The 16,873-nt window shown below is 56.1% G+C and carries 13 protein-coding genes; 5 read left to right on the top strand and 8 right to left on the bottom strand.

The features are described 5' to 3' along the window. The 4 genes from ACFE7X_RS03360 to ACFE7X_RS03345 form a co-directional block, all read right to left on the bottom strand. The coding region (locus tag ACFE7X_RS03360) for an efflux RND transporter permease subunit (protein WP_375434247.1) at positions 1 to 2,568 on the bottom strand (2,568 nt) is incomplete at its 3' end. Positions 2,569 to 2,600: 32 nt separating this feature from the next. Further along, the gene (locus ACFE7X_RS03355) at positions 2,601 to 3,761 is read right to left on the bottom strand and encodes an efflux RND transporter periplasmic adaptor subunit (RefSeq protein ID WP_375434246.1); all 1,161 of its coding nucleotides are present in this window, start codon (positions 3,759 to 3,761) and stop codon (positions 2,601 to 2,603) included. 18 nt (positions 3,762 to 3,779) lie between these two features. Further along, positions 3,780 to 5,330, bottom strand: coding sequence for a TolC family protein (locus ACFE7X_RS03350; RefSeq protein WP_375434245.1), 1,551 nt, complete (start codon positions 5,328 to 5,330; stop codon positions 3,780 to 3,782). 32 nt (positions 5,331 to 5,362) lie between these two features. Continuing rightward, complete coding sequence (locus ACFE7X_RS03345; RefSeq protein ID WP_375434244.1) at positions 5,363 to 5,995, bottom strand: TetR/AcrR family transcriptional regulator; 633 nt, start codon at positions 5,993 to 5,995, stop codon at positions 5,363 to 5,365. A gap of 285 nt (positions 5,996 to 6,280) precedes the next feature. Here ACFE7X_RS03345 and ispF point away from each other — a divergent pair, with 285 nt between their 5' ends. Together ispF and ACFE7X_RS03335 are read left to right on the top strand one after the other, a co-directional pair. Continuing rightward, the gene (ispF, locus tag ACFE7X_RS03340) at positions 6,281 to 6,760 is read left to right on the top strand and encodes a 2-C-methyl-D-erythritol 2,4-cyclodiphosphate synthase (RefSeq protein ID WP_375434243.1); all 480 of its coding nucleotides are present in this window, start codon (positions 6,281 to 6,283) and stop codon (positions 6,758 to 6,760) included. Between the two features lie 99 nt (positions 6,761 to 6,859). After that, positions 6,860 to 8,557, top strand: a complete 1,698-nt coding sequence (locus ACFE7X_RS03335; RefSeq protein WP_375434242.1) for a M28 family peptidase — start codon at positions 6,860 to 6,862, stop codon at positions 8,555 to 8,557. Positions 8,558 to 8,561: 4 nt separating this feature from the next. On the opposite strand, the gene ACFE7X_RS03330 is transcribed toward ACFE7X_RS03335, so the two are convergent. Further along, positions 8,562 to 8,948, bottom strand: a complete 387-nt coding sequence (locus ACFE7X_RS03330) for a hypothetical protein (protein ID WP_375434241.1) — start codon at positions 8,946 to 8,948, stop codon at positions 8,562 to 8,564. Between the two features lie 51 nt (positions 8,949 to 8,999). Between ACFE7X_RS03330 and ACFE7X_RS03325 the strand changes: the two genes are divergently transcribed. Together ACFE7X_RS03325 and ACFE7X_RS03320 are read left to right on the top strand one after the other, a co-directional pair. Further along, positions 9,000 to 10,379 carry a LutB/LldF family L-lactate oxidation iron-sulfur protein gene (locus ACFE7X_RS03325; protein ID WP_375434240.1) on the top strand — a complete coding sequence of 460 codons (1,380 nt, stop codon included), beginning with the start codon at positions 9,000 to 9,002 and terminating at the stop codon, positions 10,377 to 10,379. An 83-nt stretch (positions 10,380 to 10,462) separates the two neighbouring features. Then, positions 10,463 to 11,512: a hypothetical protein gene (locus tag ACFE7X_RS03320; RefSeq protein ID WP_375434239.1), complete on the top strand. Its 1,050-nt coding sequence runs from the start codon at positions 10,463 to 10,465 to the stop codon at positions 11,510 to 11,512. Between the two features lie 40 nt (positions 11,513 to 11,552). On the opposite strand, the gene sdaAA is transcribed toward ACFE7X_RS03320, so the two are convergent. The 3 genes from sdaAA to msrB form a co-directional block, all read right to left on the bottom strand. After that, positions 11,553 to 12,452 carry an L-serine ammonia-lyase, iron-sulfur-dependent, subunit alpha gene (gene sdaAA / locus ACFE7X_RS03315; protein ID WP_375434238.1) on the bottom strand — a complete coding sequence of 300 codons (900 nt, stop codon included), beginning with the start codon at positions 12,450 to 12,452 and terminating at the stop codon, positions 11,553 to 11,555. 128 nt (positions 12,453 to 12,580) lie between these two features. After that, complete coding sequence (locus ACFE7X_RS03310) at positions 12,581 to 14,452, bottom strand: M48 family metalloprotease (RefSeq protein WP_375434237.1); 1,872 nt, start codon at positions 14,450 to 14,452, stop codon at positions 12,581 to 12,583. 84 nt (positions 14,453 to 14,536) lie between these two features. Then, on the bottom strand, positions 14,537 to 15,004 hold the full coding sequence (msrB, locus tag ACFE7X_RS03305) for a peptide-methionine (R)-S-oxide reductase MsrB (protein ID WP_375434236.1): 468 nt from the start codon (positions 15,002 to 15,004) through the stop codon (positions 14,537 to 14,539). 337 nt (positions 15,005 to 15,341) lie between these two features. Here msrB and ACFE7X_RS03300 point away from each other — a divergent pair, with 337 nt between their 5' ends. After that, complete coding sequence (locus tag ACFE7X_RS03300) at positions 15,342 to 16,856, top strand: NAD(P)H-hydrate dehydratase (RefSeq protein WP_375434235.1); 1,515 nt, start codon at positions 15,342 to 15,344, stop codon at positions 16,854 to 16,856. Positions 16,857 to 16,873: the final 17 nt, after the last annotated feature.

The raw sequence follows: 16,873 nt of genomic DNA, 5'->3' as shown, positions 1-16,873 counted from the left end.
TTGGCGAATAGCGCCCGTGGCATCGCGGAACGTGAGGGGCGAATTCAGAATGGCATCCACATCGGAGCGGTAAGGCTCGGCGTAGCGCACCTGAATCGGGTACTCATCGTCGGGGGTTTTGAACTTGCTGGCTTCGGTGCCATAAATAGCCGTCCGGACCTCAGAACCAATTTGAGCAGTGCTAATCCCCTCGCGGTTGGCCCGGATTCGGTCGATAGCCACGGCAATTTCGGGGTTGCGGTCTTCCAGGTTGGAGCGCAGTTGCTCGACGCCGCCAATCTTGAGCGAGTCGATGTAGCGGCTCACGTTTTTAGACAGCGCAATCAGCGTGGGGTAGTCGTCGCCGGCTACCTCAATGGCAATCGGCTTGCCGGTTGGCGGGCCGCTAGCTTCTTTGTCCACGGAAATTTCGGCGCCGGGAATACCTTTTACCACCTCCCGAATCTTGTCCATGTAGGTGGTGGTGGCAGGGCCCGTTCGCTCACTCATCTCTTTGAACGCCACGGCTATTTTAGCCAGGTTGGACTGCGAAGTCCCCGAAGCGGAAGCTTCGCCGGGGTCGCTGGCACCAATCGCCACGTTGGTAATGATGGATTCCACGTCGGGGTTATCCTTGCCAACCACACTGTTGATTCGGCGCTCCAGAACGCGGGCCACCGAGTCCGTAACCTCTACCCGCGTGCCCACGGGCATCTTTAGGTAGGTGTACACAAATTTCGGGTCGCCACTCGGGAAGAATTCCACTTTGGGGCTGCGAGCTCCTACTGCGAAAATCGACACCACAAACAGCACCACCATGCTCACCATAATAAGAGCCGGGTGACCAATGGCCCACCGAACCACACGAGCGTAACCATTCTGGAAACGGGGCAGCACTTTAGTCTGGAAGCCGGCAATCATGTGAATGAACACGAACTTATCGAGGAAGCACAGCACGATGAGCGTCAGCGTAAGGTTGCCGACGAAGGTTGAGCCGGCCAGGTAGCCAATAGCCGCAATCAGGGCGAGCACGCCCATGCCAATCAGGAAGTTCTTGGTTAGTTTAGGCTTGTTGTCTTCGGCATGATGGTCTTCGCGCTCCATGAAGCTCACGGCAAATACCGGGTTCATGATGAAGGCCACAATCAGCGACGACATCAGCGTCAGGATCAGGGTAACGGGTAGGTAGAACATAAACGAGCCCACGATACCCGGCCAGAACATCAGGGGCACGAACGGCGCTACCGTGGTGAGCGTACCCGCCAGCACCGGAATAAACACCTCACCAGCAGCGTACTTAGCAGCTTGCGCGGTAGTCAGGTTTGGGTGCTCGTGCAGCAGGCGGTGCGTGTTTTCGATAACCACAATGGCGTCATCAACCACAATACCCAAGGCCAGCAGGAAGGCAAAGAGCACAATCATGTTCAGCGCAAAGCCAAAGACCGGCAAGAGCAAGAAGGCCAGGAACATCGAAATCGGCACAGATAAGCCCACGAACAGGGCGTTGGTGGTGCCCATGAAGAACATCAGAATCAGCGTTACCAAAATAAAGCCGATGATGATGGTATTAATCAGGTCGTGGAGCGTGACGCGGGTGTCGTTCGACGTGTCGCCGGTTACCGTAATACTTAGCTCGTTGGGCAAACTCTTCTTGGAGTCAGCAACAATCTGCTTGATCTTATCGGAGGCATCAATCAGGTTCTCGCCCTGGCGCTTGATGACGTTCAGCGTAACCGCCGTTTTGCCGTCGAGGCGGGCGTACGATTCCCGATCCTTGAAGGCATCGGTTACGGTAGCAATGTCGCCGAGGCGCACGGCCGAGCCGTTCAGGTTCTTCACCTGGATGTTGGCAATGTCGGCGGCCCGCACGTACTGGCCGGCTACGCGCACGGCCCGCTTTTGCTCGCCTACGTTCACCGAACCACCAGAAATGGTGATGTTCTCGCGGGCAATAGCGTTGCTGATGTCGCCGAAGCCGAGGCGAGAAGCCCGCAGGCGGTTCAAATCAACATCCACGTTCACCTGCTGATCCAAGGCGCCAATGATGTCTACGCGGGTGATTTCGGGCAGGGCCTCGATCTTGTCCTGGAAATCGTCGGCGTACTTTTTCAACTGGCTGACCGGCAAATTACCCGCCAAGTTGATGTTCATGATGGGCAACTCCGACAGGTTCACTTCCTGCACAGTAGGCGGCGTAGGCAAGTCGTTGGGCAGTTCGTTGCTGGCTTTGTCCACAGCATCCTTAATGAGCTGCTTGGCATACTGCACGTCCACGCCGGAGTTGAACTCCACGTCCACGATGCAATAGTCTTGGTTGGAAGTGGAGTTAATTTTCTTCACCCCGTTCACCGACTTGATTTCCTTTTCGAGCTGGCGCGTAACCAGGTTCTCGATGTCGGTAGGCGACGTGCCCGGATAAATCGTGGCCACGATAATGCGCGGAATCACGATATCCGGGAATTTTTCCTTGCCTAGCTTGATGTAGGAAAAAATACCTGCCACGCAGAGCAACAGCGTGATGATATAAATACTGGTTTTATTGTCAATCGACCACGAGGTCGGCTTGAACTCTTTCTCGATATCCTGCATGAGTTCTGGTTTTGACGTTCTGGCGAGGGGAACTATAGACTAACAACCTGGCCTTCATTCAGATTTTGATACCCAGCGGAAATTACTTGGTCGCCGGCCTGAAGACCGTTGGTAACTTCCACTTTGCCATTGTAGGTGTTGCCCACCCGAATGATGCGCTTCTTGGCAACGGGTTTGCCGCTTTGGGAAGCCACCACCAACACGTAGCTGTTTTGTTCGTCTTTCTGCACCAAGTCCACGGGCAGTACGGTTGCGTTCTGACGGTTGTAGTTCAGGATCCGAACGTTGGCCACCATATTGGGCCGCAACTGGCCGGTTTTGCTGTTGTTCAGGCGCAATTCCGTAGTGAAGGTGCGGCTGGTTGGGTTGATGGTACTCGTCACCACGCGCACGGTAGCCGGCAACTCCTCGTTGCCCATGTCCGGAATAGTGACCAAGGCTTTGTCGCCGGCTTTGATGCGCGAGGCGTACGCCTCTGACACGTCCACCACAATTTTGCCGGTGCCACCGCCGCTTAGCAGCTTCACCACTGGCGTACCGGGTGCTACGGTTTCGCCGATCTTCGGCAGCACGTCATCTACAGTACCGCTGAACGGGGCTACCACGCTGTACAAAGCGCGCTGCTGGTTGATGGTAGCGAGGTTACGTTGCAACGCCTCGTAATTATTTTTGGCTTGCAAATACTGAATTTCGGTGCCGATTTCCTGCTTCCAAAGGCGGCTTTGCTTTTCGTAAATCACGCGGGCCAAATCCATGCGGGTGCGCAGCTCGGCAAGGTTAGCATCGAGAATAGAGGCATCTACAGTGGCCAAGGTCTGGCCCTTGCTTACCCGGTCGCCGCGTTGCACGCGCAGGCTGGTGAGCGTACCCGCAGCCCGGGCCGCTACCGTTGCGTTCTGGTCGAAATCCACCCGGCCTTGTAGCTCTAAGTAGCTCTGGAAGTTTTCGGGAGCCACTTTGATTACCGAAACCGGAGCGGCCTGCACAGTGGCTTGGTCGCCAGTGGTGCCGGTTTTGGCTTCTAGCTCAGCAATCTTGGCTTGGTTGGTGGCCTGTTCCTGCTTGAGTTTAGCAAGCTCGGCAGCAGGGTCTTTCTGCCCGCAGCCAGCTAGCAGTGCTAAAGCCAGTACGGTGGAAGAAGAGAAATATTTCATGGAGAAGACGCTATTCACTTTCAGGGAGGTAGGATTCATAAACAAGAGGCGCACGCTTTATTTCTTTTGATACAGCGTACCGGCGGCCTTGTTGAAGTCTATTTTGGCTACTAGCGCATCGTAGAGCGACGAGTAGTAGTTGGTTTGGGCCTGGCGCAAGTCGGTTTCGGCCGTAATAACTTCCAGGTTCGAGCCGACGCCTTCCTGGAACTTGATTTTGGCTACGCGGGCCACATTGGTAGCCAAGTCCAGGTTGGCTTTCTGATTGGCTAACACATCCAGGGTGTTTTGCAGCGTGGTTTCACCTTGGCGGCGCTCCAGGTCGATGCCCTGCTGCAACGTGGTGAAGCCCTTATTGACTTGCTCCAGGGCCAATTGGCCCTGCTGAATAGAGTACTTCTTGCGGAAGCCGTCGAAGATGGGAATGTTGAGGGCCAAGCCCACGTTGCCGAACCCAAACCAGTTCTGGTTGAGTAGCTGCCGCCCACTCGGCGACAAATATGTGGAATTAGGTCCGCGGAAGTCCAGCAGCCCGCCTAGCTTCGGGTCGGAGCCCGTAAAACCGTAGGCCGCCGTCAGGTTGAGGGTAGGCAGGTAGCCGGCCCGGCGGTTGCGAATATCGAGTACGGCCAAATCGCGCTGGGTTTCGAGCACCGAATACTCGATCCGCTTACTGTAATCAAACTCACTGCCGGCGCTCTTCAGCTTGTCGCGCTCGGCATCGAGCACGGCGGCATCCAGCGCGTCGGTGAGCGTTATGCCCTGGCGCTGGTCGAGGCCCATCTGAAACTTGAGCAGGGCTACGCTTAGGTCAATCAGCCGCTGGGTGTTCTGCGCTTCTATCTTCAGGTTGTTCACCTGCACTTGCAACCGGTCGACATCCAGCTTCTCGGCGAAACCTTGCTTGAAGGTTTGTTGCGTTTGATAGAGGAGCGTATCGAGGCGCTGCACGTTGCGAGTAAGCAAATTGAGCCGCTCGCGGGCCACTAAGCTGCTGTAGTAGGCTTTCGATACCTGTTCTACCACCTCAATCTCGCTCTGCACCGTCTGCTTCACCGAAAGCTGCTCGTACACTTTGGCAGCCTTCAAACCCAACAGATACGAGCCATTGAAGAGCTGCTGCGAAGCCGAGGCGGCGGCACTACCCGCATATCGCAAGCCAAATGCAATAGGCTGCGGTCCCGCCGACTCCACCTCCGTGTAGGTGGGAGCAAGCACCACCGTCTGGCCGTTGTTGACATCAGCCAGTTGCTGAGGCGAAAGCGTAGCCCCATTAAGCGTGCCCGGTCCGCCGGCAAACGCTCCAAAATCGACGAGCGACCGTTGCAGCTTGAAGTTGTCGGTAAGCGCCGCATTGGCGTTGATTTGGGGCAGGCCCGTGGACTTGATTTCGCCGACGCGGGCCCGGGCCACCTGCTCGTTTAAACGCTGGCTTTGCAACGTCGATTTGTTTTGCAGGGCGTAGTCAATGGCTTGCTGCAAAGTCAGGTTCAGGGGCGTGCTACTAGCTACGGACTGGCCGGTAGCAGGCGTCTGGGCTAGCGCGGGGTGCAGGCTTAGCAAGCCGGCGCCTGCTGCCAAAAGCAGAATGCGGAAGCGTGTTCTCATTTGATAAACAGAGGAAAGGACGGTGCGCGGCATTATTCTTCTTCCGTCACCTGACGGTATTGGTTGATAAGTTTGTGCCCTTTGAGGGTGGCTACGCCGAGCATAAAGTGTTCGAGCGTGATAAGCGAAACCCGTTGCAGATCGAAGGTGCGGGGCGGGAAAATCACGGGGTTGAAGGCCATTTCGATTTCAGCCAAGCGTAGGCGAGCCAGCACTTCCACATCAAGGTCGGCGCGGTAGAGGCCTTCTTCCACTCCCCGCCGGAGGTTATCGGTTATTTGCTCAAGGATGTAGTTGTTTTTGTGCTCCAGCCAGAGCTGCCAGGAAACGGGGTAATATTTTTCTAGATCATAAAAGATGCTGGGGTGCATATCCGTGAACTGACTTCTCATCCAGCCCATCATCCCAAACAGCTCGTCAATTGCCGATCCAGCAGTTCCAATCAGCGTTTCACATTCGCCCTGGGTTTGGCCGAGATGATGGCGCATGACACCTTCTACTATCTGGTCTTTATTTTCAAACCATTTGTAGAGCGTCTTCTTCGACATGCTTAGGTGGGTCGCAATATCGTCCATCGATACACTCTTAATGCCCCGGTGGGTGAACAGCTCCCGCGCTGCTAATAAGATGCGGTCTTTTATTTCCATGGTTGCTTCTGGCTCCAAAGGTACGCAGGAAACTTTCTATGTTTCCTAAGTTTCCATTACTTTTTTACTATCAATTCTTGGAGTCAGATAGTTCCCTTCTCCCCCACTGACGTTCAGCCCGAACTTTTACTTTGCTACCACCCACATATTTTTTTCTAGCTCCGCAGTAGTTCAACTATTCTGAGCTTCGCTACAATCCTCGAAAGCCAGGCACCCGCCGCTCTAGCGGCGGTGTGCAACAACTAAGCAGCACTTCGGGGCGGGTGCGTACCTTCGCAGCTTCACCTGCTACTTTCGCTCCCAATGAAAATCCGTACCGGCTTCGGCTACGACGTTCACCAGCTTCGGGAGGGCCTTCCCTTCTGGCTAGGTGGCATTCAGATTCCGCATACCCACGGCGCCCTCGGCCACTCCGATGCCGATGTGCTCATTCATGTTATCTGCGACGCCCTGCTGGGCGCCGCCAACCTGCGCGACATTGGTTTCCACTTCCCCGACACCGATCCGCAGTACAAGGGCATTGATAGCAAGCGACTGCTGGCCGAAGTGGTGCGCCTACTTGATGAGCGTGGCTACACCATCTCCAACATCGACTCCACTATTTGCCTGGAAGCGCCCAAGGTAAACCCGCACATCCCGGAGATGCAGCGCGTACTGGCCGAGGTGATGCACATCGAACCAAACGACGTGAGCATCAAAGCCACCACCACGGAAAAATTAGGCTTCGTCGGCCGCCGCGAAGGCGTGGCCGCTTACGCCGCCGTCCTTATCGTGCAACCTTAGCGGTGAATAAGTGATTGAGTGGAGTAGTCCAAGCGCGTACGTTAGTTGCTTTACTCGGTCACTCATTCTCTCTTTTCCCCATCCACTCTTTTACAGTCCATGCACAAATCATCCCTCCTGACTTGGCTGCTGGTGGCCGGGCTTTCGGCTTCGGCCGTGGCCCAGCAGGCGCCCGAGAAAATTAAAATCAAGAAAAAGCGCGGCGCCAAGACCGAGGCCACGGCCGCGCCGGCCCCGGTAGTCGAACCCACTCCCACTACGCAGCCCGCCGCGCAAATAGACTTGGCGGGTCAATACGGGCAGACCATTACGCAAGAAGACTTGCGCAAGCACCTGTCGGTACTGGCTTCCGATGCCTATGAGGGCCGCGAAACCGGTGAGAAAGGTCAGAAAATGGCCGCCGACTATCTGGCCCAGCAGTTCAAAGAACTGGGCCTGACCGGGCCAGTACCAGGCTCCGACAACCCGTACGTGCAGCACTTCACTATGGAGCGCAGCACCTGGGCTGAAGGTGGCACCCTGAAATTGGCCGGCCAGACCTACAAGTGGTTGGTTGATTTCTATGCCGTAGGCGCCTCGCCTTTCCAGCAGGAAACCATAGTGCAGCCTTTGTTCATGGGGTATGGCATCGAGCAAGACGACTACTCCGATTACGCGGGCAAGGACGTGCAAGGCAAAGACCTGTTGATTTTGCTCGACGAGCCTAAGTCAGCTGATGGCAAGCCGCTGCTCGGCAAAGACGGCGCCAACAGCAAATGGGGCACCGACTACCGGGCAAAGGCCGCCCTGGCCGCCGAAAAGGGGGCCCGCTCGGTGTTCTTCGTAGATTTCAACCCCAACAGCAACTTCAGCAAATCGTTGGGCCGCGTGTCGCAGTACGTGAACCGGCCGAGCATTTCGTTTAAGGACGCTAAGCCTGGCACCCGGCGGTCGGCGTTTTTCGTGTCGCCGGCGGTGGGCTACAAGCTGCTCGGCTCGAACGCCGCGGCCGTAACCAAGTACCTGGCCAGCATCGACCAAGCTGGTAAGCCGGTAGCTGGCTCATTCAAGCTCGCGAAATTCATCGTGAAAGCGCCGAAAAAGGTGGAGGACTTCACCACTGAAAACGTGATGGGCTACCTGGAAGGCACCGATAAGAAAGACGAAGTGGTGGTGCTGTCGGCGCACTACGACCATATTGGCGTGATTGGCGGCGAGGTAAACAATGGTGCCGACGACGACGGCTCGGGCACCGTAACGGTGCTGGAAATGGCGCAGGCGTTTGTGAAAGCCAAGGCCGAAGGCCACGCCCCACGCCGGAGCCTGCTGTTTTTGGCCGTTACGGGCGAAGAGAAAGGCTTGCTGGGCTCGGAATACTACACTGACCATCCTATTTTTCCGCTGACCGCCACGGTAGCCGACCTAAACACCGACATGGTGGGCCGCACCGATAAAGACCACGAAGGCAAAGCCGACTACGTCTACGTTATCGGCTCCGACAAGCTTTCTTCGGAACTCCACGAAATCGTGCTCAACGCCAACGCGCAGTACACGAAGATGGATTTGGACTTCCGCTTCAACGACCCCGAAGACCCGAATCGGTTCTACTACCGCTCCGACCACTACAACTTCGCCAAGCACAAAATCCCGGTGGCATTCTTCTTCAACGGCGTCCATGATGACTACCACGGACCAGGCGACGAGGTAGAGAAAATCGAGTTTCCGAAAATGGAGAAGCGCGCTCAACTGGTGTTTTATGCGGCTTGGGAAGTAGCCAACCGGGATTCCCGAATAGTGGTGGATTCCAACAAAAAGTAGCGTGTTAGCTGACGAGCATTCGTTGCTGAGCAGCGGGTGTCAACAATAACCCTCGTTTGTGGCAGAACCCAAGCAAGTCTCGGGTTACTGCCGCAGACGAGGGTTTTATGTAATAGCTAGTGCTTGCCTCCGCCACCTTTAGTACCGCTTGCTCGCGGCGCCAAAAACTTTCAGCCACAAAATCGACTTGCAGGATGTCGGAATAGGCATAGTGCTGCTCGGTCAGTATCTTTATAGTCCAGTGTGCCGGGTAAAGCACCAGACGGCTGCCAAGGTCGTTTTGGGAGTAGCTAGGTAGCAGCCCGAACAACCGGAAGGCGCTCGTAATTGCATCTACCGGAACGGTAAAGCCTTCGGGCGGCAACGGCTCCGGAATGCAGGTATACGCCATAGTTGGACCAGAGTAAGTATATTTATTATAACAATAATTCAGTGCATTGCCATGATAGCCACAAAATCCAGCCAGTTTCAACTCGACAGCGAAAAGAAGGCGTTTGACTTAGAACACCGTCGGAAAATTCGTTTCAATATTGGAAAATACAACGCGGCAGTCAGCACTGGCCTCGCTTTCTACCAAGACCACGAATTGGCGCGGGAACGAGCTTCGTACCTGAAGTCGAAGGTTATCAACAACCTGCACGAGTACTTGCTGGAATTCGAGCGCAACTTCACGGCGCGCGGTGGCAAGGTAATATGGGCCCAAGACGCCGACGAGGCGCTGCGCGAAATCGGGAAGATCATGGCCCGGCGCAAGGCCAAAACCGTGGTGAAGGCCAAGAGCATGACCACCGAGGAAATTCACCTCAACCACTTCCTAGAGAAAAACGGCATCGAGTCGGTGGAAACCGATTTGGGCGAGTTTATTGTGCAGCTGAACGGCGAGCGGCCCTACCACATTGTAACGCCCGCCATGCACCTGAGCAAGCTGGACATTGCCAACATCTTCGTTAAGCATCTCGGCATCGAGTACACCGACGATGCCCAGAAGCTGGTGCTGACGGCTCGCCACCTGCTGCGTAGCAAGTACACCTCGGCCGAAGTGGGCATTACGGGCGGCAACTTCCTGATTGCTGATACGGGCGCCATTGCCGTAACGGAAAACGAAGGCAACGCGCGTTTGTCGGCGACTTTTCCGCGCACGCACATTGCCATTGTGGGCATCGAGAAGGTGATTCCGAAGCTAGATGATTTAGCGCTGTTCTGGCCGCTGCTTAGCACCAGTGGCACCGGGCAGCAAGTGACGGTGTACAACACCATTTATACGGGTCCGCGCCAGCCGCTGGAGAAGGATGGCCCCGACGAAATGATTGTGGTGCTGCTCGACAACGGCCGCACCAATCTGCTGGCCCAGCCGGCCCAGCGCGAGTCGTTGAACTGCATCCGCTGCGGCGCCTGCCTCAATATCTGCCCCGTGTACAAAAACATTGGCGGGCACACTTACGAAACCACCTACTCCGGTCCGATTGGCTCGGTTATCTCGCCTCACTTGGCCGGCCTTGCCGAAAACAAGCACCTCAGCTACGCTTCTTCGCTCTGCGGCGCTTGCACCTCGGTGTGCCCAGTGAAAATTCCGATTCATAATTTGCTGCTCCAGAACCGTCAGCAAACCGTGCGCGAAGGCCATACCGATAAGGAAGAACGCACGGCTATTCGGTTGTGGCTGGTGGCTATGAAAAACCGCCGCTTGCTGGACTTACTACCTGCCCGGGGCAAAAACTGGGTGCTGCTACGTCTGCTCAGCCAAGTAGGCTGGAGCAAGCGCCGCGACGCGCTGGAAGTAGCGCCGAAGTCGTTTAAGCAGCTTTGGAAGGCGCGGAAATAGAGCTCAGAAATGAGGAGGTTCCAACTTATTAGCTTGAAACAGAGTAAAAAGGCAGCTCTTAGTAGCTGCCTTTTTATTTACCTATGCTAGAACTTGCGCCGCGTATATTATCCTTTGCTACTGGCATCGTTCTGGTTCTCATCACCCTATCAGCCGCCATTCGCTCGTTTGTGTTGCCCCGCAACGAGGTGGTCAAGCTGAATGGCTACGTGTTTAAAGGGTTGCGTATTATTTTTAATTTCGCAGCTTCCTTTCACAGCACTTTCGGCCGCCGCGACCGAGTTCAGGCGCATTATGCGCCCGTGGCGCTGGTAGCGCTACCCATCGCCTGGCTGGCAGTTATTTCGGCTGGCTTCACCATGATTTATTGGAGCCTGTATGAGGGCGACTGGCTGGAATGCTACCAACTCAGCGGTAGTTCGCTGCTTACGCTAGGCACCCACAAAACGCGTGGCCCCATCATTACAGTGTTCACTTTTGCCGAGGCCACGATGGGCCTCTTGCTGATGACACTGCTTATCTCGTACCTGCCCACCATCTATCAAGCCTTTTCGAGGCGTGAAATTGTGGTGTCGCGCCTCGAGTTGCGCGCTGGCACTCCGCCTTCGGCCTGCGCCCTGCTCCAGTGGCTCAATCGCAGTGGCTCCCTCCACGACGATGCCAGCCAATGGGAATTGTGGGAGGAATGGTTTGTGGAAATTGAAGAAAGCCACACGTCCTTGCCCATTCTATCGTTTTTTCGCTCGCCCCAACCGGGCCGCTCTTGGGTGACAACGGCCGCCTTGATTCTTGATACCGCCTCCCTAATGTTTAGCGCTGTTGACGACAAGCGCGATCCTCAAGCCGAAGTAACCTTTAAAGCTGGCTGCTTGGCTATGAACCGAGTGTATCGCTTTTTCGACGAGGGGTTAGAAACAGAGCCCTCCAAAATCCTTCCTGATAATGATCCGGTGGAGGACCCCGAGCGCGCCGACTTCAACAAAGCGTACCAAGACCTACAAGACGCCGGCTTGGCTATGCGGCCCGAGCAAGACGATGCTTGGCAGCAATATCGTGAGTTGCGCAGCCGCTATGCCACGGCCCTGGATTTCTTGGGCAAGCTGACGATGGCGCCGGAAGTGAAGTCAGTTTAACCTGTATAAGAGGCCGCCTTGCTTTAGCTTACAACACTTACTACCCCTCATCAGGCAGAATCTGCACGTCCTGCACGAGCACCATTTTCTCGATTTCGCGGCCGCGGGGCGTGTTGGCCAGGCCTCCAAGAGCCGTTTCTTTGTAGCGGGTTTCCATGCTTTGGCCTACCTCGCCTAGGGCCGCCACACACTGGTCAACGGGAATCACGGGGTCGATGCCGGCAATGGCAATCTGGGCCGAGGAAAAGGCAATAGCCGCCGCCGACGCGTTGCGCACCACGCAGGGCACTTCCACCAGCCCCGCCACCGGGTCGCAGATCAGCCCAAGCATACATTGAATAGTGACGGCGACGGCCGCAAAAGCCTGGTCAACAGAACCACCCAAGCAATACACAATGGCTCCGCTGCCCATAGCTGCCGCCGAACCGGTTTCGGCTTGGCACCCGCCTACGGCCCCTGCCAGCGAGGCATTCTGCTCGATAATAAGCGCAATACCCGCCGCTACCAATAACCCTTCCAGAATAGCCCGGTCAGAGAGGCGATGCAGTTCCTGGAGCGTAACGAGCACGCCGGGCAGGATGCCAGAGGCGCCCGCCGTGGGCGCCGCCACCACCCGACCCATGCACGAATTCACTTCCTTGGCCCCAAACGCCCGCGTAATCAAGTTCTTGAACTCCGGCGACAACACCGTGACGGGCGAAGCCGCAATCTTTTTCGCGCCGTTATTGATCATGCCGGAGCGGGAAGTCATGTCCTGAGTGAGGCCGGTTTGCACGGCGTCGCGCATTACATCGTAGGCCCGCTGCAAGCCCGTCCATATTTCCTCTTCGGTGCGGCCTTTCTGCTCGATTTCGTAGGCCAATACCGGCTGGTAAAGCGGTTCGTTGGTGGCAGCGCAATGGGCGCGCCAGGAGGCGAAATCAGTGAAGAGCAGGGACATGGTGGGGGGAGTTATAATTGAGTGGTAAAGCAGGCGAGGTAAGTTGGTATAAAGCCAACATAGAATGCGGCGGCAAAGTGCGGCCGTCACTTCCAGCACACGAACCTACGCAAAACCCTATGAGCAGCTTACGCTTCGATTAGTGCTGCACCCTCGGTTTGCTTTGCCTTCCGCTCCAACCAGCCATATTCATTGCCCGTGGCAACAACAAAGCCTTCGCCTGGCAGCGTAATTTTCTCGGCCAAGTCTCGTACCCACGCCCCGATAGCCTCCTGATTCCGTAGCCGTTTGTCGGGATGCGGCGTTACCAGGAGCACATACATTGGCTTGTGGGTGAAATGCTGCACTTGTTTGCGCAGCAGCCAAGCTCGCCTGATTCCGTATTCAGGAGTAGTTACTTCCTGCACAAGATCTTGCAAAGCTTGCCCCGATAACTGGTGTGGCAGCATATGATCGGTCGCGCGCAAAGAGCCACGTTCTTCTACCGCCTCGTCGAGCACATCGGCATGACGAAGCTGAACGGCTCCTATCTGGCGAACTTCCTCGCGGTTGCCACGGCGCTGGTGGTAAGCTTCCTGAATAGCAAGACCCGGCCCCATGTAATCCGGCTCCTGTGCCATCACTTCTGCCAGCACCTCTAAGCCAGCAGCATCATCGAGGTTGATCAGGACGCGGCCCACCGAAAAACGAGCAGCCGTTCCCCACTTGGCATCTGCCACTAACTGCCGAAACAGAGGCAGTGCCTCCCGACCACCCACATGGTCTTCGGTTAAATCAGCTAGCTCCCAGGTTTCGTCGGGAGTAAGAGTTGCGGAAGCTTCGTGGCGGGCAGCTAATTCCTGTAGCCGCTGCCGCTGCTGCCGAAGCAACTCGTGACGCTCCCGCCACAAAGACGCGTTGGCAGCAGCCCACTCGGCATCGAGTGTAGCCGCCAAACGGGGAAGGTGGTCGCCGAGCCAAGCTTCGGCCGCCGACGTGTCGGGCAGAGGCGGCACTGCGGGCGCCTGACCTAATGCTTTCAACCGCTCGCCAAGGGTAGGATGCGTGCTGAACAGGTCAGGATCGGCTTCAAAAGCGGCTGTGAGTTGGCTTTGCTCGTCGGTCTCGGGCAAACGGCCTTCTTTGGCTAGAGGCAGCAATCGACTAATAGCATCGATGGGCGGTGCTGGCTGCTCGGCCAAGGAAGCCGTTAGCTTATCCCAATGTAGTTTGTCGAGGGCGGCATCACGCGTGACCGTAGCGCACAGGGCCTCTGCCATAGCTTGCGGACTGGTTAGCTGCGCAGCGGCGGCATCAGCGGCAAACTCGTCAGTTCGTCGTACCGGGTGCGACCATGCGTTGAAGCGAGGGACGTACCACGCGGTGAAGCGAGAAAAGATGGTTTTACCGGCTTGTCTCTCTAGTTGCTCAATTAGCTGGGTCCAGGTTTGGCTGACGCGGTAAATCCAAGCCCCAAAGCGGCCGTGCCCGCCGCGCAAATGTCCTAGCTCGTGCCCAACAACTGCCGCCGCCTGGGTTGGCGACAAGGCTTGCAGTAGGGGCAAACCTACTACTACGTAGTTGCGGGGCCATCCAAATATTCCTAGCCGCGGCACCTGGATGGCAGCGGCATTGAAGTCGGAAGTGAGCAGTACTTGGTGTACCCGGGGCGCTTTGAGCACGCACGTTTGTTGATGCAGCAATGCCAAAAGCGGTGCCGCTTCGGTGAAGGTGAGTGGCAGCCCCTGGGGCGGATCAAATTGTACCCACAACGACCGCAACACCTTCCAGGCAAATACGCCTAGTACAATTACCACTTTCCAGATAAGACCGAAGGCTCGGGTAAAGAAACCGAGGGCCAGCGTAAGGGCCATAAGCCCAACAGTACCTAACAAGAGCAACAGAATAAATGCGTAGCCCAATAAGGCCCAAAACCACACTTTTCGACGGTATAATGCGGGATTAGCTTCTGCCAACGGGCTTAGTCGGCTCAACTGAGCCAGGAAATCTTCACGGGTCATAATGCACTAATAAAAATAGAGGCCACCAAGCGTCTTCACCGACAACTTAGTGGCCTCTAAAATAGAGTGCAAAATACAATTATCCTATTTCACTGGTGCAGCTTCCTTGGGCTCACTCACCAGCTTAATGCTGGCCGAATTGATGCACAAACGCAAGCCACTCGGGGCGGGGCCGTCGGGGAAGACGTGGCCTTGGTGGGCGTCGCAGACATTACAGAGCACTTCCACGCGGGTCATGCCATAGCTGGTGTCTTTCTTATAGCGAATAGCGCTTTCATCGACCGGCTGCGTGAAGCTCGGCCAACCAGTACCCGACTCGAACTTGGTGCGCGAATCGTAGAGGGGGGTGCCGCAGCAGATGCAGGCGTAAAGACCTGCCTCGTGGGCTTCGCAGTACTCGCCGGTGAAGGCGCGCTCGGTGCCGTGCTGGCGCGTAACGTGGAATTGCTCGGACGTGAGCTGAGTTTTCCACTCGGCATCAGTTTTCTCGACGCGGCGCGGAGAAGGCAGCGGGTGATTAGCAAGGCGAATAACGTCGTTCCAGGTTTGCATATCGTTGGTTTGGGTTCAGCAGAGTTGAATGTATCTCAAGCAAAACGCAAACTCCAAGGTGTAAGTTTATTCTGCGCCATAGGTTTGCTGGCGGCTTGTGTTCTACTGCTACATCTCCGCCTCTACTTCGCAGTGCTTCAATAGTAGATTTCTGCTAGTGTAGCCGGACGCATTGCAGGCAAGCGGGTGGCGCTGTTCGAAAAAAGCTTCCTTCCGCTACTAACTACCAAGCTACTTGGCCTGCTTACAGCGTTGCCAGCGCCCGGTGCACCAGATGGCAGCCAATAATTTTTGCGCATTCCACGTATCAGCGGTTGGACTCGAATTATAAACCAGTATGAAACTTCTTTCTGCCACCCAGACCCGTGCTGCCGACCAGGCCACTATTCAGGCCGCCCATATCCGCTCCGACGAGCTTATGGAACGTGCCGCTACCGCTTTCAGTGACTGGTTCATGGACCGGGTGGGCCAAGAAGCGGCCGGTGAAGTACACGTTTTTTGCGGTCCAGGAAACAACGGCGGCGACGGTTTGGTGGTAGCACGTCAGTTGCACCTAGCCGGCTACACAGTGCGCGTGTGGCTGTTGCCTGCTACTACATATTCTGCTGATTTCATTGTGAACCGACAACGCCTAGCGGCGGAAGTATCTTGCGCTGAACTGAACCCGGAAAATCTCCCCCCCTTACCCGCTAAGGCCACAGTAGTGGACGCATTGTTTGGCACGGGCCTGAGCCGACCGTTGGAAAACGCAGCTGCCGCGCTGGTAGAGCACCTCAACAAATCCAAAGCAACTGTCTTTGCCATCGACCTGCCTTCTGGCTTATTTGCTGATGCGGCACAGCCACGTAATAGTGCGGTTGTGCGGGCGCACTACACCGTGGGTTTTGAGTTGCCTAAACTGGCGTATCTGCTACCCCAAAATGCGCAATTTGTGGGCGAGTGGCAAGTGTTACCGATTGGGTTGAATCAGGAATTTATCCACAATGTAGCTGTGGATAACTACTTTTTAGATACGAATTTCTTAGTTGGCCGACTACCAAAGCGCCCTAAATTTGCTCACAAGGGCACTTTCGGGCACGCATTATTGCTAGCAGGAAGCTATGGTAAGATAGGTGCCGCCGTGCTGGCGGCGCGAGCCTGCCTGCACGGCGGCGTGGGCCTGCTTACAGTGCGGACTCCCGCCGTTGGCTATACCATTCTGCAAACCGCCGTGCCCGAGGCCATGGCCCTAACCGACCCGGCCACGAACTTTATCACCGAGCTACCCGACCTGAAACCCTACGCTGCCGTAGGCATTGGACCTGGGTTAGGACAGGAAGTTGCTACTGTTGAGGTACTTCGCCAACTGCTACGGCACGCTAAGCAGGTACCCTTGCCACTAATTATTGATGCCGATGCCTTGAATCTGTTGGGTACGCACCGCGAACTACTTGACGAGTTGCCGCCCAATACCCTGCTTACCCCACACCCCAAGGAGTTCGAGCGTCTAACCGAATCAGCTCGCGACGACTATCACCGCTTGGAATTGCTACGAGCATTCTGCCAGCGCTACCACTGTTACTGCGTGCTGAAAGGCGCCTATACTGCCCTTGGCACCCCCAAAGGCCTGCTTTACTTCAATAGCACCGGCAACCCTGGTATGGGCACCGGCGGCAGCGGCGACGTACTAACTGGCTTGCTCCTAGCCTTACGTGCCGACCAGCGCCTCTCTGCTCTCGATGCTGCTCTGGTCGGCATCTTTGCCCACGGGCTAGCCGGCGACCTCGCTGCCCAACAAAGCGGCGAAGCCGGCCTTATAGCCGGCGACATCGTTCGCTTTATTGGTCCCGCTTTAGCTTCGCTAAGTAACTGATTAGATGAGTTGAGCAA

The sequence above is a fragment of the uncultured Hymenobacter sp. genome, from assembly GCF_964242765.1.
Classification (GTDB): Bacteria; Bacteroidota; Bacteroidia; order Cytophagales; family Hymenobacteraceae; genus Hymenobacter.
Note: the sequence above shows the minus strand (reverse complement) of the source record. Positions and strands in the feature narration are given on the sequence as shown.